The sequence below is a fragment of the Paenibacillus sp. MBLB1832 genome, from assembly GCF_032271945.1.
In the GTDB taxonomy this organism is placed as follows: domain Bacteria; phylum Bacillota; class Bacilli; order Paenibacillales; family NBRC-103111; genus Paenibacillus_E; species Paenibacillus_E roseopurpureus.
Genome location: NZ_CP130319.1, coordinates 375,041 through 400,206, shown reverse-complemented (window position 1 = coordinate 400,206; position 25,166 = coordinate 375,041). Strand labels below are relative to the sequence as shown.

Annotated in this window: 21 protein-coding genes, 1 pseudogene and 1 riboswitch; of the genes and pseudogenes, 9 read left to right on the top strand and 13 right to left on the bottom strand. The window is 50.7% G+C overall.

Annotated features, from left to right (window positions below; translation table 11 throughout):
* Nucleotides 1–2 precede the first annotated feature (2 nt).
* Nucleotides 3–461, bottom strand: a complete 459-nt coding sequence (locus MJB10_RS01830; RefSeq protein ID WP_314801094.1) for an HPP family protein — start codon at nt 459–461, stop codon at nt 3–5.
* Nucleotides 462–638: 177 nt separating this feature from the next.
* Entirely contained in the window at nt 639–1,814 is a 1,176-nt protein-coding gene (locus MJB10_RS01825) for an ROK family transcriptional regulator (RefSeq protein WP_314801092.1), read from the bottom strand.
* A gap of 172 nt (nt 1,815–1,986) precedes the next feature.
* Between MJB10_RS01825 and xylA the strand changes: the two genes are divergently transcribed.
* Nucleotides 1,987–3,306 (top strand): xylose isomerase, encoded by a 1,320-nt coding sequence (gene xylA, locus MJB10_RS01820; protein WP_314801089.1) that lies wholly within the window; start codon nt 1,987–1,989, stop codon nt 3,304–3,306.
* Between the two features lie 230 nt (nt 3,307–3,536).
* Here xylA and MJB10_RS01815 read toward each other — a convergent pair whose 3' ends face one another.
* The 3 genes from MJB10_RS01815 to MJB10_RS01805 form a co-directional block, all read right to left on the bottom strand.
* Nucleotides 3,537–4,019, bottom strand: coding sequence for a DinB family protein (locus tag MJB10_RS01815; protein ID WP_314801087.1), 483 nt, complete (start codon nt 4,017–4,019; stop codon nt 3,537–3,539).
* Nucleotides 4,020–4,125: 106 nt separating this feature from the next.
* Nucleotides 4,126–4,821 (bottom strand): S-layer homology domain-containing protein, encoded by a 696-nt coding sequence (locus tag MJB10_RS01810; RefSeq protein ID WP_314801084.1) that lies wholly within the window; start codon nt 4,819–4,821, stop codon nt 4,126–4,128.
* A gap of 38 nt (nt 4,822–4,859) precedes the next feature.
* Nucleotides 4,860–5,507 (bottom strand): hypothetical protein, encoded by a 648-nt coding sequence (locus tag MJB10_RS01805; RefSeq protein WP_314801081.1) that lies wholly within the window; start codon nt 5,505–5,507, stop codon nt 4,860–4,862.
* Nucleotides 5,508–5,650: 143 nt separating this feature from the next.
* On the opposite strand from MJB10_RS01805, the gene MJB10_RS01800 reads away from it, so the two are divergent.
* Nucleotides 5,651–6,724: a hypothetical protein gene (locus MJB10_RS01800; RefSeq protein WP_314801079.1), complete on the top strand. Its 1,074-nt coding sequence runs from the start codon at nt 5,651–5,653 to the stop codon at nt 6,722–6,724.
* 19 nt (nt 6,725–6,743) lie between these two features.
* Here the strand turns inward: MJB10_RS01800 and MJB10_RS01795 are convergent, their stop codons facing one another.
* Together MJB10_RS01795 and MJB10_RS01790 are read right to left on the bottom strand one after the other, a co-directional pair.
* Nucleotides 6,744–6,974 carry a YiaA/YiaB family inner membrane protein gene (locus MJB10_RS01795; RefSeq protein WP_314805444.1) on the bottom strand — a complete coding sequence of 77 codons (231 nt, stop codon included), beginning with the start codon at nt 6,972–6,974 and terminating at the stop codon, nt 6,744–6,746.
* Nucleotides 6,975–7,016: 42 nt separating this feature from the next.
* Nucleotides 7,017–7,217: pseudogene (locus tag MJB10_RS01790) on the bottom strand (YiaA/YiaB family inner membrane protein); the annotation flags it as partial.
* Nucleotides 7,218–7,814: 597 nt separating this feature from the next.
* On the opposite strand from MJB10_RS01790, the gene MJB10_RS01785 reads away from it, so the two are divergent.
* The 4 genes from MJB10_RS01785 (at nt 7,815) to MJB10_RS01770 (ending at nt 11,791) form a co-directional block, all read left to right on the top strand.
* A complete protein-coding gene (locus tag MJB10_RS01785; protein ID WP_314801078.1) occupies nt 7,815–9,104 on the top strand; it encodes a glycoside hydrolase family 18 protein in 1,290 nt (429 codons plus the stop codon).
* A gap of 81 nt (nt 9,105–9,185) precedes the next feature.
* Nucleotides 9,186–9,599, top strand: coding sequence for a hypothetical protein (locus MJB10_RS01780; RefSeq protein ID WP_314801075.1), 414 nt, complete (start codon nt 9,186–9,188; stop codon nt 9,597–9,599).
* Between the two features lie 140 nt (nt 9,600–9,739).
* Nucleotides 9,740–10,873 (top strand): carbohydrate kinase, encoded by a 1,134-nt coding sequence (locus tag MJB10_RS01775; RefSeq protein ID WP_314801073.1) that lies wholly within the window; start codon nt 9,740–9,742, stop codon nt 10,871–10,873.
* Between the two features lie 3 nt (nt 10,874–10,876).
* Nucleotides 10,877–11,791 carry a pseudouridine-5'-phosphate glycosidase gene (locus tag MJB10_RS01770; protein ID WP_314801070.1) on the top strand — a complete coding sequence of 305 codons (915 nt, stop codon included), beginning with the start codon at nt 10,877–10,879 and terminating at the stop codon, nt 11,789–11,791.
* 78 nt (nt 11,792–11,869) lie between these two features.
* Here the strand turns inward: MJB10_RS01770 and MJB10_RS01765 are convergent, their stop codons facing one another.
* Nucleotides 11,870–12,466, bottom strand: coding sequence for a nitroreductase family protein (locus MJB10_RS01765; protein ID WP_314801068.1), 597 nt, complete (start codon nt 12,464–12,466; stop codon nt 11,870–11,872).
* Nucleotides 12,467–12,904: 438 nt separating this feature from the next.
* Here MJB10_RS01765 and MJB10_RS01760 point away from each other — a divergent pair, with 438 nt between their 5' ends.
* Nucleotides 12,905–13,720 (top strand): class I SAM-dependent methyltransferase, encoded by an 816-nt coding sequence (locus tag MJB10_RS01760; protein ID WP_314801065.1) that lies wholly within the window; start codon nt 12,905–12,907, stop codon nt 13,718–13,720.
* A 72-nt stretch (nt 13,721–13,792) separates the two neighbouring features.
* Nucleotides 13,793–14,188, top strand: coding sequence for a hypothetical protein (locus MJB10_RS01755; protein ID WP_314801063.1), 396 nt, complete (start codon nt 13,793–13,795; stop codon nt 14,186–14,188).
* Nucleotides 14,189–14,503: 315 nt separating this feature from the next.
* Here the strand turns inward: MJB10_RS01755 and MJB10_RS01750 are convergent, their stop codons facing one another.
* From MJB10_RS01750 to MJB10_RS01735, 4 genes are all read right to left on the bottom strand, one after another.
* Nucleotides 14,504–15,301, bottom strand: coding sequence for an energy-coupling factor transporter transmembrane component T family protein (locus MJB10_RS01750; RefSeq protein WP_314801060.1), 798 nt, complete (start codon nt 15,299–15,301; stop codon nt 14,504–14,506).
* Nucleotides 15,276–16,766 (bottom strand): ABC transporter ATP-binding protein, encoded by a 1,491-nt coding sequence (locus MJB10_RS26795; protein WP_314801058.1) that lies wholly within the window; start codon nt 16,764–16,766, stop codon nt 15,276–15,278. The genes MJB10_RS01750 and MJB10_RS26795 overlap by 26 nt, the downstream gene beginning before the upstream one ends.
* Before the next feature lie 4 nt (nt 16,767–16,770).
* Nucleotides 16,771–17,367, bottom strand: a complete 597-nt coding sequence (locus MJB10_RS01740) for an ECF transporter S component (RefSeq protein ID WP_314801055.1) — start codon at nt 17,365–17,367, stop codon at nt 16,771–16,773.
* Between the two features lie 98 nt (nt 17,368–17,465).
* A riboswitch (TPP riboswitch) is annotated at nt 17,466–17,575 on the bottom strand.
* Nucleotides 17,576–17,633: 58 nt separating this feature from the next.
* Nucleotides 17,634–19,079 (bottom strand): methyl-accepting chemotaxis protein, encoded by a 1,446-nt coding sequence (locus MJB10_RS01735; protein ID WP_314801051.1) that lies wholly within the window; start codon nt 19,077–19,079, stop codon nt 17,634–17,636.
* A gap of 155 nt (nt 19,080–19,234) precedes the next feature.
* On the opposite strand from MJB10_RS01735, the gene MJB10_RS01730 reads away from it, so the two are divergent.
* Nucleotides 19,235–19,528: an HNH endonuclease signature motif containing protein gene (locus MJB10_RS01730; RefSeq protein WP_314801048.1), complete on the top strand. Its 294-nt coding sequence runs from the start codon at nt 19,235–19,237 to the stop codon at nt 19,526–19,528.
* A 58-nt stretch (nt 19,529–19,586) separates the two neighbouring features.
* Here the strand turns inward: MJB10_RS01730 and MJB10_RS01725 are convergent, their stop codons facing one another.
* Nucleotides 19,587–25,151, bottom strand: coding sequence for a DUF7507 domain-containing protein (locus MJB10_RS01725; protein ID WP_314801046.1), 5,565 nt, complete (start codon nt 25,149–25,151; stop codon nt 19,587–19,589).
* Between the last annotated feature and the right edge of the window lie 15 nt (nt 25,152–25,166).

Here is a 25,166-nt window from a genome sequence, read left to right as displayed (position 1 = left end):
CTTCATCGGCTCCCACGGAGTAGCCGCAAGGCGTCTAGCTGCTGCGCAGCTTTTGCAGACCATCTTACGTACAAGGTCAGCTTCTCCACTTTGCCAATAAGCCAGATGGAAACTAACAGCCCCAATAGTGAGACGAAGACGGCCATCGGCAGCGCCCAGAAGGAGACGGGATGCGCGAAGTACGGGATGAACGAGACGGCCAGAATCGGCGCTGCGTTCCATTTGAAAAATTGAATCAAGGTTATCGTTACGAGCGCTGTCAGGAAAAAGGAGATCGCGCCCGTGCTTATCGAGTACAGAAAGCTGCCCATTGTCACCGCAATAAGGGCACCCGCGATGATGCGACGAACTTCTTTGATATTATCCACACGATGTATGAATAGGAAACTGAAAGCACCCAACGTTGGGTAGAATACCATCTTCATCGATGGAAAGTGATAGGACGCCCAATAAGCTCCCATTAGGTAACAGCAAATCAAAAGCGAACGAAGAAACATCGTTGGTTCCCGTCCTTTTCTTATATGGGATGCCTAAGTGAAACGCAAGACTAAGACCTTTCCCATTTTACAAAAGGTACGAAGCATCGGTCAATGACTTTTACGTTAACTTGCCCAATGTCCTCTACCTCTGCCCCAACCCTAGCTCCGATCCACCGACACCGTTGTTGAGGCAAAAAACTTCGCCACCGCGAAAGACGCCGCCCCCAGCACTGTCGAACGGTCGCCGAGTACCGAGAATTCCACGCGCAGTTCCTTGCGCGGATGCGGGAGTGAACGCTTCTCCAGCAGCTCCAGCAGCGGCTTCATCAGCCACTTCTCCCCGCCAGCGAGCCGTCCACCCAGAATAATAAACGCTGGGTTGTACCCATTGATAAGGTTAATGACGCCCACTCCGAGGTAATAACCCAGCCTTTCAAAAAGCCCGATGACCGCCGCATCCCCGCTCTCTGCCTTGCGCAGCAGCGTTTCTAGGTCGACTTCTCGCCCCAGCTCCACGCTCGCCTGCTCTAATAACGCGTGCTCAGAGGCATACAGCTCCCAGCATCCTAGGCTGCCGCAGCGGCATTTGGGCCCATCATGCTGAATGGACATATGCCCGATCTCACCCGAGAACCCCGTCGCCCCGCGATACAGTTCGTTCTTAATGATGATGCCTGCGCCGATCCCCATACCGATCGAGACGTACACGAGGTTTGCGGTATCTTTGCCTGCCCCGAACTGCTTCTCACCAACTGCGCCCGCATTCGCTTCATTGTCGATCACAACGGGGAGGCCGAATTCAGCTTCCAGCTGCGCTTGCAGCGGCACATTTTCCCATCCGAGGTTCGGGGCAAACAACATGTTCCCCTCCTCATCGCAGACCCCGGGCACGCCAAGACCGATGCCGATGACGCCATAAGCGCTATCTGGCGCTGTTTCGATCAGCTCACGGATCGTCGTTTTCAACACATACGTAACCTGTTCCACCGACTCATTGTGATGGACGATGCGGCGCTCACTAACCACTTGGCCTGTCAAATCTGTCAGTACAGCCAGCATGTCGTGCACACCAAGATCAACACCAATGGCATAACCTGCCGTGCCGTTAAAAATCAACATCATCGGCTTCCGCCCGCCGCTCGATTCTCCTGCCCCGATCTCGTCTACCAGCGAGCTTTCGATCAATTCATTCACGAGACTCGACACCGTCGCCTTCGTCAGCCCCGTTATTTCAGCAATCCGTGCGCGGGAGATCGGTGAATCCGTGCGAATATGATGGAGCACGATTGATTTATTTATTTTTTTCACGAGATTCAAATCGCCTGTTTGTTTCATAATAGTCCTCCATACCGTTCCAAATGCTGCGAGTTTTCGCTATGAAAATGATTCTATCATAGAAGACTTTTTCACGCACCAACTAAGTTTGTTTAATGAATTTACAAACTTTCGAAACCATGCTATGATGTCTCCATAAGCAATTATTAATCATTTATCTGGAGGCTGAACAATGAGCTACTTTGATAACATCCAACCGATTAAGTACGAAGGCCCGACATCTACGAATCCGCTTTCTTTTAAATTTTATAACCCTGATCAAGTTATTCTAGGCAAAACAATGCGCGAACATATGCGCTTCGCAGTCGCTTACTGGCACTCCTTCTCCGCTAATGGCTCCGATCCATTCGGTGCAGGTACGAACATCCGTGCATGGGACAAATACGACGGTATGGAACTCGCCAAAGCTCGCGTTGACGCTTGCTTCGAGCTTCTAAACATTCTTGATGTGGACTACTTTGCTTTCCACGATCGCGACATCGCGTATGAAGGCGCAACGCTGCAAGAAACGAACGCAATTCTCGACGAAATCGTCGGTCTGATCAAAGACAAAATGGCTTCTACAGGCAAAAAATTGCTTTGGAACACAGCCAATATGTTCACGAACCCGCGTTTTGTGCACGGGGCAGCAACGTCCAACAATGCCGAAGTGTTCGCTTATGCAGCCGCACAAGTGAAGAAAGCATTGGATCATGCGAAAGAGCTCGGCGCTGAAAACTACGTGTTCTGGGGCGGACGCGAAGGGTATGAAACTTTGTTGAATACAGACCTAGGTCTTGAGCTCGACAACTTGGCTCGCTTCCTGCACATGGCGGTTGCTTATGCCAAAGAAATCGGCTACACAGGTCAATTCCTGATCGAGCCTAAACCGAAAGAGCCTTCCAAGCACCAATACGATTTCGATGCAGCAACTACCCTTTCATTCTTGCAAAAATACGACCTGCTTCCTTACTTCAAATTGAACCTGGAAGCGAACCATGCGACACTTGCGGGTCACACTTTCGAGCACGAGCTTCGCGTAGCACGCATCAACGGTGTGCTTGGCTCTATCGATGCGAACCAAGGTGACTTGCTGCTTGGCTGGGATACAGATGAGTTCCCAACTGACCTGTACTCCACAACAATGGCAATGTACGAAATCCTATTGAACGAAGGCGGCATCGGCCGTGGCGGTGTGAACTTCGACGCGAAGGTTCGCCGTACATCCTTCGAGCCAGTTGACGTGGTGTATGCGCACATCGCTGGGATGGACGCATTCGCGCGCGGCTTGCAAGTTGCAGCGAAACTGATCGAAGACAAAGTATTCGATAACATCCTAGATACACGTTACGCTTCCTTCAAAACGGGCATCGGCGCAGACATCGTTTCTGGCAAAGCCGACTTCAAATCACTAGAAGCTTACGCGCTTGCGAACAACGGACCAATCGTGAACCAATCCGGCCGTTTGGAATTGATCAAAGCAACTGTGAATCAGTACCTGACGAACGCTTAATCTTAGGTTACAAAAGTAAACCAAGTTAGCCCGCCTATGGGCTGCTATGCAAAAATCCCGCTTCAGCCGTTGGCTGAGGCGGGATTTTTTGGTGTTGGCGCGCTGGAGGGAGCGGTGCACTAGCGGAGTTGCTCGCGGTTGATGAGTGGGAGCGTCCACGAGTTTTTCAGACAATAAGCACCTTCTGTGACGAGCGCCTATCCACGCGAAATACCGCGGCTGCCCTCTTGTTATTTCAAATTAGCTGCAATTTGATTTTTATGATGGTTATCGTGATCGTTAAATTCATGAATGATGTAAAGCAAGGAATAGGGTGTGCCAGTGTGAGGGCAAGTTGCTACCCCGTTCACGGTAACATGTTTAGCAACTAGGTCAGGTGCGGCTAACAGCATTTCAACCAGTTGAAGGCGGGTTGCCTTAAATTCTTCGAGCAAACGATCTTTAGAAATTCCCGATTTGGCATATTCATAAGCTAATTTGTTAAATGAATCGAAATCTGGGAATATCATGCCTTCACCATATTTAATCGCAGGTATAATCGTTTCGATGAGGTAAGCATCCCAGTTTTTAAGATGCGATATTACCTCTCCCACTGAAGCTTTTCCCTCAGTCATAGGTTGCAGCCACATGCTCTCTTGCACATCCTGCAAGGTATCCGTCCACTCTGTAAATTCTTTATACCGAAGGATCGTACTTATATCCAAGTTAATCATGTTGGAATCTCCATTTCATTTTGGAATAGCCCCTGTTGGGCGCTGAATCAAATGAAGCTGCGATGCAGATCTGGCGGCAATGACGGAACAACAGCCCATGGGCTGCTTATTTCAGTGCATCGCGAATCGCGGCCTCGATCTGATCCATCGGATCGCTGCTCGGCTTCTTGTAGAGCCCGCTTGCGACAGCGGACTCGACGCTCACGGCCTTGTCATCCTCGACCAGCTTCTGCAGCAGCGTGCGTGTGCTGCCCTTGAGCTTGGTCTGGATGGCGCGATACGCTACCGCGACCATCTCGTCGCGGCGAAACACCGCGCCCTGCGCGATCCCCTGCGCGTCGCTCGCGCTGAGCAGCCCGCTTGTCGCCGCAAGGTCGCTGGCCTGCTGCGGCTCTGCCTCGGCATAGCCGAGCGCGCGCAGCGTCAGCGCCAAGAACTGCGCGCCCGTGATGTTCGCATCGGGCGCATAAAGATCGTTGGTGACGCCGTGCACCAACGACTTGCTGTACGCGAAGCCGATGGACTTCGCGGCCCAGTGCGTCGCCGGCACGTCCGTGAACGGCGAGCTCAGCCCCTGCGCGTTCGCGGCGGCGGTCTCCCAGCCGAACAGACGCAGCAGCATCGTGGCGCCTTGCGCCCGTGTCAGCGTCTGGTCCAGCTCATAGCCGCGATCCGTGCCTTGAAACAGCTGGAGCTTATTCAAGCTGTCAGCTTCCGCCTTGTGCTGTACGCCCGCGTCAGCAGCCGAAGCCCCTGCGGCAAGCAGCGTAGCTAGCAGCGCAGTGCTAACCGCGGCTTTCATCAGCTTTTGTACGAGAGATACTCCCCTTCTAGTTCGCATCATGGCTGCACCGCCTGACTCCCACCTTTATGCCGCAACGTGCTCAGGTCGACGACAAAGGCTGTGTCTTTTAACTTCTGGAAGAAAGGATCCGACTCTGGCTGGAAGGTTCCATCGAAACGAATCGTGAACCCGATCGGGTTGCCGTAATCATCCCAGGTACGGGCCAGTTGCACCGTTTTCCAACCGTCAGAGTAATCTTTCACGACGCTGCTCCCAGCAAGCTTTTTCCCAGTAACGAATTCGGTTTTCTGTCCTTTTACTTGATTGAATTCGTTGTAAATTCGGCTTCCCCCATTCGATAAACCACGCGCCGTGTACACCCCGTCCGTGACGCTGATGAACTCCTCGTTAAAGGAGTAGCCGAGCACATTGGTCAACTTCACGACACCATACAGCACCTGCAACGGCCTAGGCTCATCGCTATACACCGCCTCGTAGACGGACTTGGACACGGTAGGTTTCCCAAGAGAATCCACAGGGTAAGCGGTAAACTCCGCGGCATATTGCACCGCGATTTCCTTCATCTCATAAGTGACGCTGCTAGGTGCGTCAGTCCCCTTATCCGCCGCCCCCCAAGCGGGCACAGATAACACCACACTGAGCAGCATAAGCATTACGAGTACTTGACTTATTTTCCTAATCATTCCAATCACTCCTTTCCCATAGATTACTAGATGAGAGGCGGGTTAGCAAGATTCGTAAGATTCATATTTTCCTAGGATCTGGAAACTAATTGCCCACAAGCTGCGTCTAAGTAAGGAGATCTCATGTTGGAGGGATGTTAGCTATGCAGGTTGCTTTTGGGGTGCGTTTTAGAGGAATTGCTATGCTGATGCTCCTTTTGTTGTGTTTGAATCCGCTGTGGGCTCATGCGGCGGACGCACACTGGGTGGAGTCCGAGTTAGCCGCGTACAAACAACGCATCGTACCGTTCAAAGACGGCGGCGCCACGAACAGCCCAATCACAAAGGAAGCGTGGTCCGCATTCAGCGGGCAAGTATTGGACGCGAGGCATTTGGATGAACCGATTGACATTGCGAATTGGGCGACGATGGTCCGAATGGGGGTTCAGCTTCCAAAGGGCCAGGAAGAAAGCCTGATCAAGGGGTATGTGAACGATCTTGCTCCGCCGCATGCAACGAAGATCAACCGTGAAACCGCCGTTGGCGGGCTGATCAAGCTGCTGACACTGAGTCTTGTATCGGGCAACGGGGGTAACGCTGACATGGATGCTCGCAAAGTTTTTGAGGATTTTGCAATGATTAGCGACATGCAGCAAGGACTCGTCCAAACTGCCTACCAGGTGGGCCTTCTGGACAGCAACACCAAGACGAAATTTCGGCCGAAAGAGGAGCTGACGAACGCCGAAGCCGTCTCGATGATGGAGAAGGTCATGCGAAAATATGCAGATGAGGCTATCCATCTCTCTCCCCCAACGAAGCCAGGCTTTCCTTACGTTGTTACACTGTTGGAGGAGACGCCGATCTACGGAACGCCTGATGCTTCACTTGAACCGAACGGTGCCCTTGCACCGCAGGATGTAAGACTCGTTGCCGTGCAACCCAATTGGCTTCAGTATCAAAAGGTGACGGACAAAAGCTGGTTTCTGGTATCAACCTGGCTTGGCGATCAGTGGATTCAGCTGCAAATTCAGCAGATCGGAAATGAAGAAAAAGCAGACAATTATCTGCTTCTTGAACAAGTAACGGCGCTTCAGGATACACCGTATTCCAGCGGTTCGTCAGCACTTGCACTTTCACCGCAGAAAGTTCATATCATCGCGCTTTGGCGCAGTAAATTTAGCAATAGCTATCTAATCGATACATGGGTCGGCCCCAAATGGATCACGCTTTCACGCTAAGCTAGCGCGGTATGCGGCGTTATTCTTCCCATTTTAACTCTGTCGACGCGGGTGCAGGCTGTACAGGATGAACAGTCTGCAACGCGTCGTCGTCGTTGTTGTCACGAATTGTTTTTTGCAGGACGAAGGAAGACATAGTCAGGAATAATGCCGTTACCGCGTAATACCCTTTGACGGAAAGCAGCTGCTCCAAGTTAATAATCCCGATGAACATCCCCAACAGCGCCAGCGCGAAAGAGCTCCATGCCATGAACGTAAACGCCGACGTATTCCGCTTGCGAGCCTCGTAACCATCCTCCAAATTATCCCGAATTACCTTCTGCAGCACGAACGCTGACATTGTTAGAAATAATGCACATACCGCGAAATATCCCTTCACACTCAGTGATTCTTCTAACGTATAAATCCCGATAAACATCCCGAGAAATGCCCCAATGAAAGATGCCCACGCCATAAAAGTAAAAGCTGCTGTATTTCTTTTTCGCTGAATCATCATCGTTATTATCCCCTTTTCGTTGCATCGCAACGTATCAATGTCTTGCTTATGTACTTAGTATAGGGTGCTTATGTGTTGTCAAAAAGTACTAACTTTTTATAGTACCTACTACTACTCGCTTCCGCTCCACCTCCACACGCTCACTCACCACCGAGTTAATCGAAAATATCGATTATCTCCCTTCCCCCACGCCCACAAAATTTTCTCTCATCCCCCCATAGACATTCACCCATTCTCTTCCACGTGAATACGCTATGATAAAACCTCTATCGAAGCCATTCAGCGATGAGCGACTGGGTTCGAAATGGAGAGACTTTGGTCTACGACCAAAGCTCCCTATATATGGTTTTATCGCCAAATAGAAAGACGTTTTCGGTAACCGAAAACTTATACTTTCTATTGTGGTAGAAAAGTAGGCTCGGATACAGTCATTTCCGACTTCCCATTTCCTGAGCCTCCCATTCTGGGCGTCTCAGATGCGTCATACCGCTGATCCTTTACTGAGATGCCCTAACGGGAGGCTCAGTTCTTTTTGGGCATGATCGCAGTTCATCTCCCCTGAGTCTCCGATACACTTGAAACGGAGGAATCCTTATGCAAATTCACGTTGTCCAGAAGGGACAGACGTTATATGGCATTTCGCAAGCCTATGGCTTGACGGTTGAGGAAATAGCCTCGGCGAATGAGTTGACACCTAGTCAAACGTTGGTCATCGGACAGGCATTGGTGATCCCGATTGTCGGTTCGTATTACTGGGTTCAGCCTGGTGAAGGACTTTATCGCATTGCGCATAAGCTAGGCGTCGACCTCCATACACTTGCTTCGATAAATGGACTTACCGCCTACCAATCGCTGCCTGTTGGGTTCCGTTTGTATATTCCGCCGACTCCGCGCACACAAGCGGAAGTCAACGCCTACATCGAACCCCGCGGCAACGATGTGTCCCCCGTCTTGGTTCAAGCGGCTCGTGAAGCAGCGCCTCACTTAACGTACTTAGCTCCCTTTTCTTTCCGCATCAAACGCGATGGCAGCTTAGTCCAGCCGCCTCTTGATGATTTACCTGAAATCGCAAAAAATTCTGGCGTCACTCTCATGATGGTCGTCACGAACCTGGAGAATGACCAATTCAGCGCAGAGCTGGGCCACATCATCCTTACCGATCAAACGGTTCAAAATCACCTCCTCCAGAACATCGAAACGACGGCCGATCAACTAGGCTTTAAAGATATTCATTTTGACATCGAACATTTGCTGCCGACTGATCGTGAGGCCTATAATGCCTTCCTGCGCAAAGCTACGGAACGCTTTCACCGCAAGGGATATCTCGTTTCCACTGCGCTCGCGCCCAAAACAAGTGCAACCCAAGCAGGGGCATGGTATGAAGCCCACGACTATAAGGCGCATGGTCAGATTGTGGATTTTGTCATCATCATGACGTATGAATGGGGCTACAGCGGCGGACCAGCGATGGCGGTTTCACCAATCGGTCCTGTGCGCAAGGTGCTCGAGTATGCACGCAGTGAAATGCCATCTTCGAAGATCATGATGGGCCAGAACTTGTACGGCTACGACTGGACACTGCCCTATGTCAAAGGCGGCGCCTATGCCAAAGCGATTTCCCCTCAGACGGCGATTGATTTGGCTCGTAGATTTAACGCCCAAATTTTATACGACTACTCGGCACAGGCGCCTCATTTTAACTATTGGGACGACGAGGGCAAAGAACATAGCGTATGGTTTGAGGATGCGCGCTCTATTGATGCGAAATTCCGTTTAATTAAAGAGCTTAGCCTTCGCGGCATCAGCTATTGGAAGCTCGGTCTCCGGTTCCCGCAAAACTGGCTGCTCCTTGAGGATCATTTTAAAGTCGTCAAACGTGGTTGATTTCCATGTATAACTTCCTGCCTAAGGGATACGCTAATCTTACTTAGCGAATATGACCCCTTATCTACGGAGGTATGCATGATGGCAAGACGATCTTTCAGACTCGCTTCGATTTCATTTCTTACTTTTTCTTTGCTGCTAGGTGCCCACCAGTATCGCCTGCATGCACACAATCCTAACTCCTCTGTCACGCAAACCGAGAGCCTGCATATGCAGAATCTAAAATCAGGTACAGAAACCTTTTATCAAACGAATCCCTTCGGCATGCCTGGGGCGGATACGCAATTCCTTCATTCCACAAGTCTTAACGGTCATGCGGCCGCATACGGGATCACCCCGCCGACAGCTTGGAAAACAGCACCAACAACGCTCCATGCCCAAGCAATCCAACCGTCCAAAAGCAAAACGAGACACTGGTACACCTACTTCGGCCTACTAGGTTTGCTAGGTTTACTTGGCCTTAGTTCCCGCTCTGCTTCTTCGTATACGAAATAAACGATGCACGCATTCCCCAGCCTAGTTCCTCTCAGAGGAACGGGCTTTTTGTCATTTTCACAACAATTGTTAGTCCGATAGACTTTTGTTTGATAAATCGCTACAATGAGGAGAGTACATCGAAGGGAGAAAAGCTCTCTATGGATCGCGAACAGCAAATACTTGCGCTTATCCGTCAAAATCCTTTTATTTCTCAACAGGACATGGCCGAAATTATCGGGATCTCTCGCTCCGCCGTGGCGGGCTATATCGCTGCACTGACCAAGAAAGGAACCATTCGCGGCAGGGCCTACATCACGTCAGGTGACGAAGGTCGAGTCTTCTGTATCGGCGGCGCCAACCTGGACAGCAAGGCTCGGAGCAAACAATCCATTCGCTTGTCCTCTTCCAACCCTGTCACCTTAACGGAGTCCTGCGGCGGGGTGGCACGCAATATCGCGGAGGCGCTAGCTGGATTAGGCTGCCCGACCGCACTGCTAACCGTCGTTGGCGATGACAAAGCGGGGCAGTGGGTGCTGGACGAAACGAGACGCCGAGGCGTGGATGTCAGTCCCTCCATTGTGCTGAAGGGTGAAAAAACCGGCGCTTATACAGCCCTGCTCGACCCTTCTGGCGAGATGTTTCTCGGTTTTGCCAATATGGACATTTACGATAAATTCACCCCTGAGACGCTTCGGGACAAATGGGCTCATATTTCCACCGCAGAGCTTGTCATTGCGGACACGAACCTGCCGAGTGAAGCCTTGGAGGAGCTCATTCGTCGCTGTCAGGCGGACCACATTCCGCTTTTCCTCGACCCTGTTTCCTCTGAAAAAGCGAAGAAGCTGCCAACCGATTTAACGGGGATTACGGCTATTTTTCCAAACCTTGAAGAGGCGGTTCAGCTCGCACTCCCACCCCAAACGATGCATCAAGATGTCGTTCACATGCGCCAGCTTGATCAAGATCAAATGGCGATCGCTCACGCGATTCGTGCGCGCGGGGTCCAGCATGTCTTCATCACGAAAGGGAGCGAAGGCGTTCTCTATGTGGGCGAAGAAGGCGAACAGCTCATCCCGCCGATTCCGACGCAAGTTGTCGAGGTGACGGGGGCCGGCGATGCTTTTTTAGCTGGAATCGCTTATGGCATTCTCCATCAACAAACGTATCTTAAAGCGTGTGAATACGGCCTCGCCGCTGCGCATATTACACTACAAACTAGCCAATCCGTGTCCAGCGAGTTGAACGAGGAACGTTTAGTGCACACCATCCAGACCATGACCAAAGGAGTTTAGACCATGCAACCTACCTCATACTTAACATTTACCGACGAAGTGAAAGACGCGCTTGCGAATCATAAACCCGTTGTTGCATTAGAAACGACAATTATCTCTCACGGCATGCCGTACCCGCAGAATATCGAAATGGCCAAAAAGGTCGAGCAAATTATCCGCGATAATGGCGCGGTGCCAGCAACCATCGGCATCATGGATGGCAAAATCAAGATCGGTCTGAACGAGGGGGAGCTCGAAGCATTCGCTACGAACAGCCATGTTGAAAAGGTAAGCCGCCGCGACTTCCCCTACATCCTCTCCTCGGGCAAAATCGGGGCGACCACCGTATCCGCGACGATGATCGGCGCTGCCTTAGCGGGCATCGAAGTGTTCGCTACTGGCGGGATTGGCGGTGTCCATCGTGAAGGAGAAACGTCCATGGACGTTTCCGCGGACTTGACGGAGCTCGCCCAAACGAATGTCGCCGTTGTCTGCGCCGGCGTGAAATCGATCCTCGATATTGGACGTACGCTCGAGTATTTGGAAACCCACGGCGTGCCCGTAGTCGGCTATAAGACGAGCGAGTTCCCGTCCTTCTACGCCCGCGAAAGCGGCTACGGCGTAGACTTCCGCCTCGATGAGGCGGCTGACGTAGCAGCGATGCTCCGCACGAAGTGGGAGCTTGGCCTGAGCGGCGGCGCCGTCATCGCGAACCCGGTCCCAGCGGAATCCGCCATGGACCATCAGGAAATCGAAGGCGTCATCCAGCAAGCGCTGGCTGAGGCCAAAGAGCAGAACGTGACCGGCAAGAAGGTCACGCCATTCCTGCTAGCGCGCATCAAGCAGCTGACCGAGGGGCGCAGCCTCGAGACGAATATCGCGCTCGTTTATCACAACGCGCAAACCGCCGCAAGGATTGCGGTTGCGCTGAAGAAGTGAGAAAAAGGCTCGCTCCCCAACTGGTGGGAGCGAGCCTTTTTGGATGGTGCTACTGCTAGGTAAGCAGCCTATTAGAGATTACTCCGTCACCCACTGTGTCTTCGTTGCAAAAGGCACCCGAGTCGCCTTCGTCGGCACCGCCTCGGGGTAACCGATATAGACGAAGCCGACCATCTCTTCTCGGCCAGAGAGGCCGAAGTTCGCTTTCATTTTCGGATGATACGTAGGTTCGCCCGTCCGCCAAATCGTGCCCAGGCCGAGCGCGTGCGCCGTCAGCATCATATTTTGCACCGCGCAATGCACCGCGGCAAATTCTTCAATCTCAGGCACGACGCGCTGCTCGGACGGCGATACCGCAACGGCGATGATGAGCGGCGCGCGGAACGCTTTTTTGTGGCTGGCGCTGTTCAGCTGCTCTTCCTCTTCGGTGGTCAGCGACTTGCCTGCCGCTGCGCTCGCTTGCTGTGCTTCCGCCACAGCAACCTCGGCGTAGCCGCGACCGAGCAGCTTTCGGCCTTCGCCCGACATCACCCAGAACCGCCAAGGCTCGGTGTTTGCATGATTCGGCGCCCAGACGGCAGCTTCTAATATTTCCTCGATCAGCTCATGCGCGATGGGGTCCTGCTTCAACTTCCCCACGCTGCGCCGCTGGCGAATCGCTTCTTTCACATCCATGCTCCCACTCCCACTTCATCAGTTAGTCCTCATCTACACTTTACTCTACATGTTCCTCTTTGCATTTTCAATTTCCATCGGAGTCATCCAACAACCAAAAGGACCCTATCAAGCCGAAGCCCGCAGAGTCCTTAATGGTCTATCCTATATGTAGCGAATCTTATTTATCTTTTTTAGCGTGTGAACCGTCGCAGTTGCCCTCAGCGTTTTGCGTGTTTCCGCATGCACATTTACCCATGGTTTCGTCCTCCTTCGCCTGTGATGTTGTTTGTGTTTATTATACGACTCTTACTTACATTTGTAAAGTAGATAATTAAAGTTTAGTAAATGAGGATAATTATCATTCTCAGTCCGTCTATTTTTTCATCAAACACTAGAATCATAATATGGTAAAATTAGCAAATAAGGTTGGAATAGTTAATCTGGGAGGAACCATCCATGGACGCACGTAACGCAACATCTCACTCTCCACATGATCATACTGATGCAGAATTGCAACGTTTAAAGGAACATGCGTTACTCGGCTGGGATAAAGAATATCGCACCCTGAAATGGTTTGGACTCGAAAATGGCATGAAAATCTTAGAGGTTGGAAGCGGTAGAGGTTTCGTTACTGAAAAATTACTAGATCACCTGCCCCAAAGTGAGATAACGTCACTCGATATCGATGATGCTTCACTCACCAAGGCTAAAGCGATGTTAAGTCATATTCCTGAATCCCGACTTACGTTTATCCGATCATCTGTTTACGAGACTACACTGCCTGACAATCAGTATGACTTTGCTATTGCGCGCTTATTATTTCTTCATTTACATGATCCCTTGCAGGCAGCCCTGGAAATTAAACGCGTACTCAAACCAGGCGGCAAGCTAGTAATTATTGATATTGATGATGGGATTTTTGGGGCTTTGCAGCCCGACTTGGAGGTTCTACCTTCTATCTTGAAAAAATTAGGACAACTCACCGCTTCAAGAGGCGGAAACAGACGGATTGGCAGAGGCTTGCCGCGCCTATTAGCCAATTCAGGTTTTACTAACATAGATATGGAATCAGTTGTTCAACATAGTGATCTGCACGGCATTGAAGGATTCATACGCAAACTGGATATTGGCCGATTTGGCGGCCTGTATATGAAAGGGGTTATCGCCCAGGAAGAGTTCGAAGAATTAGCGAAATCCTATGACACCTTTGTTGAATCGCCAGACGCTCATGCCATGATGATATTCTTTATGGCTTGTGGGACTAAGCCTTGATTGTGATGCACACTCGCCCACATTTCACATATATTGCTAGTGCTCATCATTTTACAGAAAGGGGTCGGTCTCATGTACAACGACCCAACCATGTACCCGTATCCCCCCGTTCAGTATCACCTGTACCCTGCCCATCCTTACCACTATGCGCCTTACTGGGCGTGGGACCGTGACTTCCCGCCCGTGGATACGAAAATACTTTCACACTCGGCCGTCACCTCTGAACATTTATTGAAAGACGCTTCCCTTCTCGTCAAGAAACTCGCGGATCCTGCCATTGCGCAGCAGTTGATGACAAGCGCTCAGACTGGCAATCAAAAAGAAGTAGACCGCATCGTCCACACCTTCGGCAGCCAATCCGCCATTGAAACGAGCTACACGCCTACCGCCATCCAGTTCGTGGTAGGCCCGCGTATGACAGGGAGTCCGTGTTGCAAGTTGACGTTGATGCTCAAGTGGGGCCAGTAGTCTGGGTTGACGGGGGTTGAGGTGGATTCGCATGAATTAAGAGTGGTCAACCACTCTTAACTTACTGCTCTAGCTGCTTTTCGCCGAAATAGCGGTGGTTGACCGCTTCTATTTGGCTGGTTTAGCAGGGGTTGAGGCGAATTCGCAACAGTTAGCGGTGGTCAACCACTCTTAACTTGCTGCTCTAGCTGCTTTTGGCCGAATTAGCGGTGGTTGACCGCTTCTATTTGGCTTGGTGGGTAGCTTCTGGTCCACCTTAGCCTAAAAAACATAAAAAGCAGATCTTTCCGTCATGGAAAGGACTGCTTTTTAGCGTTAACGCACATCTACACCGCCTAGAAACGGCCAAATCGCCGCCAGCCCGTGAGTCCCTGCGAGGAGCAGGAGCCAGTAGGCGATGTAATAGATGTCTAGCCTCGAGTACGAGGATACATAATAATAGGTGCGTTTGCGACTCATGGAAAAACGCTTCGCTTCCATCGCCACCGCCGTGCGGTGGGCGCGGCGAATGCTTTGAGCAAGCAGCGGAATCGCAATCATTCGCATCGTGCTGTACCACGATGTGAGCGGATTGCGCCGCGTGTTGTTGCCTCGAATTTGGATCGCGTAGCGCAGCGTCTGAAGCTCCTCGAGCATGACAGGCAGCATCCGCAGCGCAGCCAGGAAGCTGTATGCGTACTTCGGCGCAACGTTCCACTGCTGCATCATCGCGTAGAATAACGCGACAGGCCGTGTGGTTAAGCTGAACAGCAAGCCCACGGCAGCAACCTGCGTTCCGCGGAGTCCTAGGTGGATACCGCGGTAAAAGCTCTCCTCGGTGATGCGGACGATGCCGAAGTGGAACCACTCGGTTTCACCCTTTCCGAACATCATCATCCCGAGCGAGGAGGACACGAATATCAACAAAAACGGCGATGCATACAACAACAAACGCTTGTAGGGATGACCCGAGAGCAGCGCTAACGGAAGCAATGCGCCAACCGTCAAAATCAGCATCGTCATCAAATGATGCGTAAAGACCACAACAATGAACAGCGCGATCGCCAGGATCAGCTTCACACCAGGATTAACCCGATGCACCCACGTTTCACGATAGGGAAAGGTTAGTTGCATAGCTGCGGGTCACCTCCTCATCCTGCGCAGCTGCTGCGGCGCCAGGCGCGACTTCCGTCACGCGCCCAGCCTCGACCTGCCAGACGCGCGTCGCCCAGCGCTGGACGATCTCATGATCGTGTGTCACCATCACGATCACTGTGCCGCTGGCGCGCAGCCGTTCCAGCCCTTCGAGCATGCGCATCGTCCCTTGCGCATCGAGCCCGAAGGTGGGCTCATCCAGCAGCAGGATGCGTGGCCCGCGAACCATCGCGGTTGCCACACTCAGCCTGCGCTTCTGGCCCATCGAGAGCTGGAACGGGTGCTGCCCACGCACCGCCAGCAGGTCGTATTCGTGCAGCAGCTGTTCCACTGCTGCACGCTGCTCTTCCCTTGGCTGCCCACTTGGTAAGCCATAGGTCAGCTCCTCTTCCACGGAGTTCGTCACGAACTGGAACTCCGGGTTTTGAAACACGAAGCCAATCTGCTCGGCGAGCTGCCTGACTTTGTTGCCCACCACGCCCGCGATCACACAGCTTCCGCGGGTCGGGATGAGGCGCATGATGGCAAGGAGGAGCGAGCTTTTGCCCGCGCCGTTGGCCCCGACAACGGTGATCCAGTCGCCAGGATACACCTGCAAGTTATCCACAAAGGTCTTGATCTGCCCGCCGCGGAGCCCCACGAAGTCCTGCAAGGACATGAGGGGCTGCGTTTGGTGGGACAGTTGGGTTGGCGGTTGAATATGCCGCTCCCGCTCATAATCCTCCCACACCCCGGGATACCAGATACCATACTCCCGAATTTGATCCTTGTACGCCGCAAACACCACACGCGGCGAACCATCCGCCAAAATCTGCCCCTCTGGCGTGAAGATGATCACCCGATCTAGCAAGTCCATGAGCCCGCTGATCTTATGCTCCACAACGACAAGTGTGCGATCTTGGCTAACCGCCCGAATTGTGTCCCACACTTGCGTGGTCCCCTCTTCATCTAGAAGCGCCGTAGGCTCATCGAGAAACAGCACCTCAGGCTCAAGCGCCAGTACACTGGCTATCGCCAACCGCTGTTTCATGCCTTGAGACAACGCGCTGATTAACGTATGCACCTCGGACAAATGGAGTCCAACGAGGTCCAAATAATGCCGAATGCGCGCTGGCATCTCCGCTCGCGGAACCTCCTGATTTTCCAACACGAACGCGATCTCTTCATCCACATAAGGCATGCAGAACTGGGTATCCGGGTCTTGAAACACATAGCCCCAGCGACTAGGTCGACGAATTTCATCTGCTCGAAGCGGCAGCTCGATCATCTCAGGCACGATCCCGCTTAGCACTTGCAGCAAAGTGGATTTGCCGCAGCCGCTCGGTCCGAGCAGCAGCACCTTCTCACCAGGTGCTATGGATAAGGAAACCCCCTGAAAGATCAGGGGGGCGTCATCACCGGGATATTTTAACCGCAGATTGGTCACGCTCATTCCTTCACTCATGGCGTTACCCTAGTACGTCGTAATCTTTGGATGAAACAGGGCGAATCAGCTTCAATACACCCGTACGAGCCAAGGCATTCGTCAAATAGTACGCGAATACGCCAGCGATCAAGGCACTGCCTAAGAAGCGCAGGCCGATAAATAGCAAATAATTCCAGAACGCGAGTTGATCGATATACCCATAGTACGTATCCACGACCAAGGAAAGAATGCCTGAAGCGACAGCCGCCAGCATCGTCACCCCGACGCTCGCACGGCGATAGCGGAATAACGCGAATACCAGCTCTGCGGCAAGACCCTGTAGGATCCCATATACCAGCGTCGCCACGCCCCATGAACCGCCATACAAAGCCTCTATCGTTGCCGCCGCAACCTCGGCGAGCAGCGCAACCCCTGGCTTACGAATGACGAGGAACGCAAATGTCGCTGCCATGAACCACATGCCGTAGCTCAACTGCTCGGCGTGCAGCCCCAGCGGCTTCAATAGATCATAAATCGGCCCCCAAATGCGATAAATCACGCCAAATACCGCGGAAATAACGATCGTGATTAAAATATCGGTTAATTTTAACCCCTTCTTACTTACCTGTTGCTGCGCCATCTGTAAACCACTCCTTTTCCCAAATTCAATGTTTGAATGAAATAGGCGAACATGCCAAAAAAAGCCCACCGAATTAACGGCAGGCTTAAACTTCGTGCTAGAAAAGCACATCAGGTCTCTACGCTGGCATTATCCAGATCAGATTAACGGTCAGCGGCATACGGCCACTATCTCAGCCTGACTTTATCAAGCACCCGTGTTGCTATTCATTTGGCTTAACTGTAGCGGATTATCCCCTGTTTGGCAACCCTTTTTTTACCATGTAGTTACTTCGAAATTAGATACTTCAAATCAATCGTTAATCCGTTCAATTGACGGATGCTGTCCACAATATCCTGCACACGATGCTGCTGGACTTCTGCGCTTGCCAGCACTTCCTGTACAGAAGCCGCTGATTCCTCGGTAATCGCGGCAACAGAAGCCATTTCCTCCGCTACGCGCTGTGAGGATACTTGCAGTTGTTGATTCATGCGTTGCAAATGCTCCGCCTGATCCATCACTTCCGCCGTGTTGGTATTAATAATTTCGAACAACTGATTTACGTTGTCAGTAGATTGTTTCCCCGATTCTACAGCTGTCAGACCGACGTTCACCTTGTCCACGGCTGTGATGACTTTGGACTGAATCGACCCTAGAATCTCCGAGATATCGGTCGAGGCGATGTGGGCATTTTGCGCTAGCTTACGAATTTCATTGGCAACAACAGAGAAACCCTTCCCATGCTCGCCAGCACGCGCTGCTTCAATGGAGGCATTCAGAGACAGCAAGTTCGTCTGGTTTGCGATCTCCGCAATCGTGGAAACGATGTTTCCAATTTTCACGTTTTCTTCGTTCACTTCATTCATGATGTTGGAAGTCTCGGAGACTATGGCGGAAATATCTTTGATTTTGAGGGACAAATCTTCCATCTGGGTCTTGCCTTCATTCGTCATCTTCGCCGTGTCGCGCGATCGGCTGCTCATCGTGTTCGACGCTGCGGTCGTCTGTTCAACTGTCTCGTTCACATCTTGCATGGCTGAAGTAATGTCCGTAATGCTGGAAGCCTGCGACTCAATACCGACCGTAATTTGCTGAAAAGCAGCAACGACTTCCTCCGTAATCCGTCCTGTCACGGCCGCATTCTCCTGCAGCGCACTGCTGGAGTTGCCAAGCGCTTCGGATGTCGTCCGCACACCTGTCAGCACTTCATCCGTTTTCTTACGTGAGACTTCGGATTCTTTGGCGCTTTGGGCAACGCTCGCGAGCATTCTCGTGCCGATCTGTCCTTGCCCGATCAGTGTCATGATGGTTAGTATGTAAAAAGCATCACACCCAATCACATCCACTTCTGGTGTCAGCGTCGATATGAAATAGTTCATATTTATGAGCCCAATCACACCATTGAGCACTAGCGGTTTGTAGTCCATGTACAAAGAAATAAGCGCCAAGCTTAGATACAAGATCAGAACCCCAATCAATGAGTTACTGTTCGACATGAAAAAGTAAGAGATCGCATTGAGTCCAACTGCAATGATATACTTGGTATACGGGATTGCAACTTGCTTCCACGTTAAAATCGAACATAAAGCAGCTATTGGGACTCCTACTGAAATAAGTGTGATCATCATAGAAACAGATGTATACGCTGCCGCCACGCCTAACGCAAGACACGCCCACAAAAGCTTAACCATCAAGCTGTTCCTTCTGTTTAATTCTAGCAGTTGATCTGACATCTTTGACCCTCCTAAACTGACAAGCAACATGGTTTGACATTTTTCTGCATATTTCAACATTGAGGGCATCATATCCTTTATTTTAAGTGCCAACAGGGAAAGTTAACTACGTAAAGACAGGATTGACGGTTTATTTTCACACATGGAGGCAACTTATGAAGGATAGCCAATGCGAACTATGCGACAGAGTCGACGTAGAAACGACCATCCATCACCTGACACCTAAGGAAATGGGAGGCACTCTGCTGCCTACTGCTCAGCTCTGCCGCCCATGCCATAAACAAATTCACGCCTTGTATACCAACAGTGATCTAGTTGAAAGAGAGTTAACCTCCCTACCTGCTTTACAGCAAGACCCTGCCATCGCAAGCTTTCTGCGCTGGATTCGCAAGCAGCCGTCCAGTTCACTGCCCAAGCTTCGAAAGTCGCAACGCGTGCGTGGGAATTGACCCTAATGCAAAAGAGCGCCCTCCTAAGAAGGCACCCTCTGTTCAATACAACTAACTCTTATTTGCGCTTTTTGGATGTCGTGGGTTTGATCGCTCTTTTGGTTGAACTGACAGGCTTCGTGTGTTTGGTGCATGTCGTCTTTTTGGTACACGTACAGCTGTTGCTTCTTCTCTTACATGTACAGCACTTGCTGCATTTGCTGCATTTACGACATGTACTGCATTTACAGCTTTTTTGGTAAGAGCAGCATCTCCGACATACACGAGCAATGATCGTGCATATGCTTGACATGTTGTTCGATGGATCAGGATCTGGCGTCGTTGAATCCACGATTGCGGTATTTCGGATACTTCCCTTTGCGGATAAGCGTACTCTCCCTTTAATTATAATAGTGACTGTAGCACGGGGGCCTAGCGTGCCGATTCTGTAAACGCCAGGCCACGGTTGATACGTAAGACCTCCATCTACTGAGAATACGACCTGTGTAAGCTCACCTGACACACTATCTAACACAGATACGTTTTGGGCTTCTGACGGACCTGCGTTCGTCACTGTCACTGTGTAAGTGAGTACTTGGCCTGGAAGCACGGGATTCGGGCTGCTGCGTTTAACAACGGAGAGATCTGCTTGCGGCGCAAGCAGTGTTCGTTCCGTGGACGTGTTATTGGTTGGATCTGGATCTGGTGTCGTGGAAACGACGACTGCCGTATTCGTGATCGTTCCCGCAGCCGATGGATTGACCGAGCCTCGAATGAGTACGGTTACGGTTTGGCCATTGGCTATCGTCCCTAAATTAATAAAACCTGTCCATGGATTATAGGTGGTTCCTCCATCAAGGGAGTATTGAACATTCGTTAGCTCGCTTGGCACAATGTCTTGTAACATAACGCTCAGTGCATTAGACGGACCTGCATTTGATACGGATACGGTATACGTGAGCTGCTGCCCCCCAGGTATTGGCGATAATGCCCCTGTTTTCTCAACCGAAATGTCAGCAGAAGCATCAACAAGTGTAACTGTTGTTGATGTGTTATCAGAGGGATCAGGATCTGGCGTTGTTGAAGTCACGCTTACTGTGTTCGTAATAGAACCCGTAACAGATGGGCTTACAATGCCACGAAGCAGGATGGTTGCACTTGAACTATTGGATAACGTGCCCAGATTAACAGAACCCGTCCATGGGACGTACGTTATGCCTCCATTTAACGAGTATTGGACTTGCGTAAGCGAATTTGGCACCACGTCGGTCACAATCACTTGCTCAGCTGCCGATGGGCCCGCATTGGATACAACAATCGTATAGGTGAGCAGTTCGCCTGGAAGTACGGGATTGGGACTGCCCACTTTGACAACCGCCATGTCTGCTAAAGGTGTAATCGGTGTGTTGATTGTAGAGGTATTGTTGGAGGGATCAGGGTCTGGTGTCGTTGAAGTGACCGTTGCCGTATTCGTAATCACTCCAGAAGCCGTTGGGTTAACCAAGCCGCGAATATAGATGGTTGACACTAGCCCGCTAGCGAGTGTTCCAATATTGTACGAACCTCCCCATGGATGGTACGTCGTGCCGCCATCTACAGAGAATTCTACATTGGAAAGCACACTTGACACCGCATCGGTGACGGTCACGTTCTGCGCATCGGATGGGCCTGCATTCGACAAGACAATCGTATACGTGAGCAGCTCATCAGGGAGTGCAGGATTAGGACTCTCCGTTTTTACAATGGAAACATCAGCAGATACACTTACATTCGTAGTCGTCGTAGAGGTGTTATTCGTTGGATCTGGGTCTGGTGTCGTTGAAGTAACGACTGCTGTATTCGTAATGCTCCCCTCATCGGATGCGCTGACCGTTCCTCGAATGAGCAAGGTGACGGTGGCGCCGCTTGCAAGTGCCCCCAAATTATACGGATTCACCCATGGGTTAAATGTGATACCGCCATCGATCGAAACTTCTTCATTGGCAAGATCGCTTGGCACCGCATCAATAATCATGACTTCCTCGGCATCAGAAGGGCCCGCGTTGGAGATCACCAATGTGTATGTGAGTACACCACCGACTGTCACAGGGTCTGGGCTTGCTGTTTTGACAATCGAAATATCTGCTGAAGCGTTGATGGGCGTAATAACGGTAGAGGTATTATTCGTTGGATCTTCATCAGGCGTTGTTGAATCAACTGTCGCCGTATTCGTGATCGATCCAGAAGCTGAAGAACTTACGGTTCCCCTGATCAGAACGGTAGTCGAAGCTCCTGCTATCAATGTGCTTAAATTGTAAGTTCCCGTCCATGGGTTATACGTAGCTCCACCATCTACCGAGAACTCAGCTCCCGTCAATTCACTCGGCACCGCGTCCGTTAGCATGACAGCCAGCGCATTATTAGGGCCTGCATTCGCAACAACGATCGTGTACGTCAACTGGTCTCCGGCTGAAACGGGATCTGGACTGGCCGTTTTGACAACGGAAATATCCGCCGATGTATTCACGGCTATTATCACCGTTGAGGTATTGTTCGTTGGATCTGGATCTGGCGTCGTTGAATCGACAGTTGCCGTATTGGTAATCACATCGGTAGCTAACGGATCGACCGTCCCGCTGACGAGGATACTGGCTGTCGACCCATTGGCTAGTGCACCGATATTAATTGAACCAGTCCATGGGTTAAATGTAACGCCGCCATCCAGAGAATACTGCACGCCCGAGAGCTCACTTGGCACTGCATCCGTTACTGTCACATTCTGAGCGGTGTTCGGCCCTGCATTGACTACAAGCAATGTGTAGGTCAACACGCTTCCTGCTGGTACAGGATCTGGGCTTCCCGTTTTGGTAATGGATAGATCGGCAGACGTATTCACGGGTGTAATTTCGGTTGATACGTTGTTCGTAGGATCTGGATCTGGCGTTGTACTGCTGACAACAGCGGTATTTGTAATCGTGCCAGTGGCAGATGGATTGACCGTTCCACGGATCAAGATTGTCATAGATGTTCCATTGTTCAATATGCCAATGTTGTAACTGCCAGGCCATGGTGTGTAGGTTAAGCCGCCATCGATAGAGAATTCTGCGTTCGTTAGTTCACTTGGTATGGCATCAGCCAATGTCACATCGGCTGCATCCGATGGACCTGCGTTGGCGACAACGATACTATACGTGAGCACGCCGCCAGCAGGGACAGGGACAGGGCTTCCTTGCTTATCCACCGAAATATCCGCGGAGGTAATCACTGGGGTCACCTCTGTGGAGGTGTTGTTCGTTGGATCAGGGTCTTCCGTTGTCGAATCTACACTTGCTGTATTCGTAATGGTTCCAACTGCGGCAGGACTAACCGTCCCTCTTAGGAGTATGGTGACTGTATCCCCGCTGGTCACTGTTCCAATGCTGTAAGGGCTAACCCATGGGTTATACGTAACGCCTCCATCACTGGAGAATTCCGAATTAAGCAGCTCACTTGGCACGACATCAGTTAAACTTACGTTAGCCGCGTCAGATGGGCCAGCATTCGAAACGACAATTGTATACGTAAGCAGCTCGCCAGAAAGCACAGGACTTGGACTTCCAATTTTGATTACCGATAAATCGGCACTTGCAACCACAGGTGTATTCACTGTTGAGCTATTATTGGAAGGGTCAGGATCAGGGGTTGAGCTACTGACAACAGCTGTATTCGTAATAATGCCAGAAGCCGATTTACCCACAGTACCTCGTATTAGAACGAGCAGGTTGCCTCCAGCTGGTAAAGTTCCTAGGTCTACACTTCCATCCCATGCTTGATACGTTGCTCCACCATTTAAGCTGTATTCAGGGTTCTGCAACTCTGCTGGAATTGCATCCGTTAAGGTAACATCTTGTGCGTCATTAGGCCCATTGTTCGTAATATCAATCGTGTAGATGAGCTCCTGGCCCGGGAGCACTTGTGGCAAATTACTACCTTTAACAACTTGCAAGTCCGCAACCGCATCAATTTGGAGCAAATAATCTTCGACTTCTCCGTCTGAGGCTGGTCCCAAACTTCTCGTATCCTCAGCCGTAGGACTAGCATTCTGATTAACCAGTATATCAGTTGTAAATCTAAGTCTTACAAACGTGTGATCTGGTGTTAGACCTGCACCTGTGGGTACTACAAAGTTTAAAGTCACGACTTGCGTCCCTGCTTGAGATGGAACTACTTGAACGGGTGCAGCTTCATTGCCTTGGAAGATTCCGTTTCGATTGAAGTCAACCCAACCGTACAAATTAGCGGAACTTCCCGATTGGTTGGTTACCGTTACATGTAAAGAATAATTAGTGGCATTAACAGGCAGTGTAGGGAGTGGAACAGAAAGTCCGTCATCTTGTACACCTTGTATGAGATCATCGCCTGTTGCTGTAGGGTTTTGATAAGCGTCTGTTTCTGATGTGACTTGCGTACCAAGTACCAATCCGCTTAGGAGTTGATGACGAGGTCCATCGCTAGCCAGTGTGGTCGAATAGTTATTGGGGCCATTGCCTGCGGACGTATCTGGCGCATCTCCGTAATCCAGACTGATCGTCGCCAAAGGGCAAAGCGTTGCATCATTAAAGGAGGAGGTTACCGTCGTAGAAAATCTGAGGGCAGTTGCTGTATTTCCCGCAATCGTATAACGATAAATGTTTCCGTTACTATTTGAAATCGCATAGATGGTACCCGTGGCATCAATTGCTACGGCTCCGAATGGGCCTGTATTCTGAGGTGTGGTCGTTATATTGGTAATAACTCCCGAGGTGGGGGAGATTCGTTGAACAACGCCTGTTGGCGTGATTCCGTATAAATTATTGTCTTGGGAGCGATATACCCAGTCACTGACATTTAAAGCTCTGCTTAAGGCGACGCCGAAATTGCTCGTCTGTTCTTGAAAGCCGTTGGCCGGATTCACCAGTTTCAAGTAGGTTGGCGAGTTAGGTCGTAAGTCTACGACATAGAATCGTGAGTTATCGTTCACAAACACATAGTAAAAACCATTTAGATCAAATGTCCCTGTATTATACCCATCGACAGGCATTCCAGGAGGAAGCGGCGACAAAACGGTCACATTTCCACTACTATCTACACGCACAATATGATTCGTAAGCTGATCATAGCCGTAAATATAATTGTCTAACGGATTGTAAGCTATGGCATTAATTTCTAAGGCTGGACTGACCGTCCCTTGGGCAGTTGCGGTGCCCGTTACAATGTTGATGTTGTACCAAACCGATGGACGTCCTGTAAACTGAATCATTGTTGTAGAACAAAATAATGGGTTGTTCGTCGTATCATGGCTGAAATTTATGTTTGAAATGGTAGCGTTATTATTTATTTGAGTTTGGGTAACCGTAACGGTTAATTTCCTTGGCCCATTCGACACCGTAAAGCCACTAGGTTGTGTAAAAATAGTAGGGGGACACGTTACCCCAGGATTAGCAACGGGCTCATACACTGTGTAAGTCCCTGCCACACTAACGGAAAAACTATAATTGCCATTAGCATCTGTTTGTGTAGTAAGGCATGTCGCACTCGTATTGCTGTATAAATCAACGAAAACATTGGCAATCCCAGGCTCACTAGGATTGAATTGGCCATTATGATTTAAATCATTAAACACAATTCCTGTAATTAATGCAGGCATCTCAGTCATTTGCTC

What these genes read in the sequence shown, in the direction of transcription:
- MJB10_RS01830 (WP_314801094.1), bottom strand. Translation starts at nt 461, where the DNA reads ATGGGAGCTTATTGGGCGTCCTATCACTTTCCATCGATGAAGATGGTA.
- MJB10_RS01825 (WP_314801092.1), bottom strand. Translation starts at nt 1,814, where the DNA reads ATGAAACAAACAGGCGATTTGAATCTCGTGAAAAAAATAAATAAATCA.
- xylA (WP_314801089.1), top strand. Translation starts at nt 1,987, where the DNA reads ATGAGCTACTTTGATAACATCCAACCGATTAAGTACGAAGGCCCGACA.
- MJB10_RS01815 (WP_314801087.1), bottom strand. Translation starts at nt 4,019, where the DNA reads ATGATTAACTTGGATATAAGTACGATCCTTCGGTATAAAGAATTTACA.
- MJB10_RS01810 (WP_314801084.1), bottom strand. Translation starts at nt 4,821, where the DNA reads ATGAAAGCCGCGGTTAGCACTGCGCTGCTAGCTACGCTGCTTGCCGCA.
- MJB10_RS01805 (WP_314801081.1), bottom strand. Translation starts at nt 5,507, where the DNA reads ATGATTAGGAAAATAAGTCAAGTACTCGTAATGCTTATGCTGCTCAGT.
- MJB10_RS01800 (WP_314801079.1), top strand. Translation starts at nt 5,651, where the DNA reads ATGCAGGTTGCTTTTGGGGTGCGTTTTAGAGGAATTGCTATGCTGATG.
- MJB10_RS01795 (WP_314805444.1), bottom strand. Translation starts at nt 6,974, where the DNA reads ATGGCATGGAGCTCTTTCGCGCTGGCGCTGTTGGGGATGTTCATCGGG.
- MJB10_RS01785 (WP_314801078.1), top strand. Translation starts at nt 7,815, where the DNA reads ATGCAAATTCACGTTGTCCAGAAGGGACAGACGTTATATGGCATTTCG.
- MJB10_RS01780 (WP_314801075.1), top strand. Translation starts at nt 9,186, where the DNA reads ATGGCAAGACGATCTTTCAGACTCGCTTCGATTTCATTTCTTACTTTT.
- MJB10_RS01775 (WP_314801073.1), top strand. Translation starts at nt 9,740, where the DNA reads ATGGATCGCGAACAGCAAATACTTGCGCTTATCCGTCAAAATCCTTTT.
- MJB10_RS01770 (WP_314801070.1), top strand. Translation starts at nt 10,877, where the DNA reads ATGCAACCTACCTCATACTTAACATTTACCGACGAAGTGAAAGACGCG.
- MJB10_RS01765 (WP_314801068.1), bottom strand. Translation starts at nt 12,466, where the DNA reads ATGGATGTGAAAGAAGCGATTCGCCAGCGGCGCAGCGTGGGGAAGTTG.
- MJB10_RS01760 (WP_314801065.1), top strand. Translation starts at nt 12,905, where the DNA reads ATGGACGCACGTAACGCAACATCTCACTCTCCACATGATCATACTGAT.
- MJB10_RS01755 (WP_314801063.1), top strand. Translation starts at nt 13,793, where the DNA reads ATGTACAACGACCCAACCATGTACCCGTATCCCCCCGTTCAGTATCAC.
- MJB10_RS01750 (WP_314801060.1), bottom strand. Translation starts at nt 15,301, where the DNA reads ATGCAACTAACCTTTCCCTATCGTGAAACGTGGGTGCATCGGGTTAAT.
- MJB10_RS26795 (WP_314801058.1), bottom strand. Translation starts at nt 16,766, where the DNA reads ATGAGTGAAGGAATGAGCGTGACCAATCTGCGGTTAAAATATCCCGGT.
- MJB10_RS01740 (WP_314801055.1), bottom strand. Translation starts at nt 17,367, where the DNA reads ATGGCGCAGCAACAGGTAAGTAAGAAGGGGTTAAAATTAACCGATATT.
- MJB10_RS01735 (WP_314801051.1), bottom strand. Translation starts at nt 19,079, where the DNA reads ATGTCAGATCAACTGCTAGAATTAAACAGAAGGAACAGCTTGATGGTT.
- MJB10_RS01730 (WP_314801048.1), top strand. Translation starts at nt 19,235, where the DNA reads ATGAAGGATAGCCAATGCGAACTATGCGACAGAGTCGACGTAGAAACG.
- MJB10_RS01725 (WP_314801046.1), bottom strand. Translation starts at nt 25,151, where the DNA reads ATGCCTGCATTAATTACAGGAATTGTGTTTAATGATTTAAATCATAAT.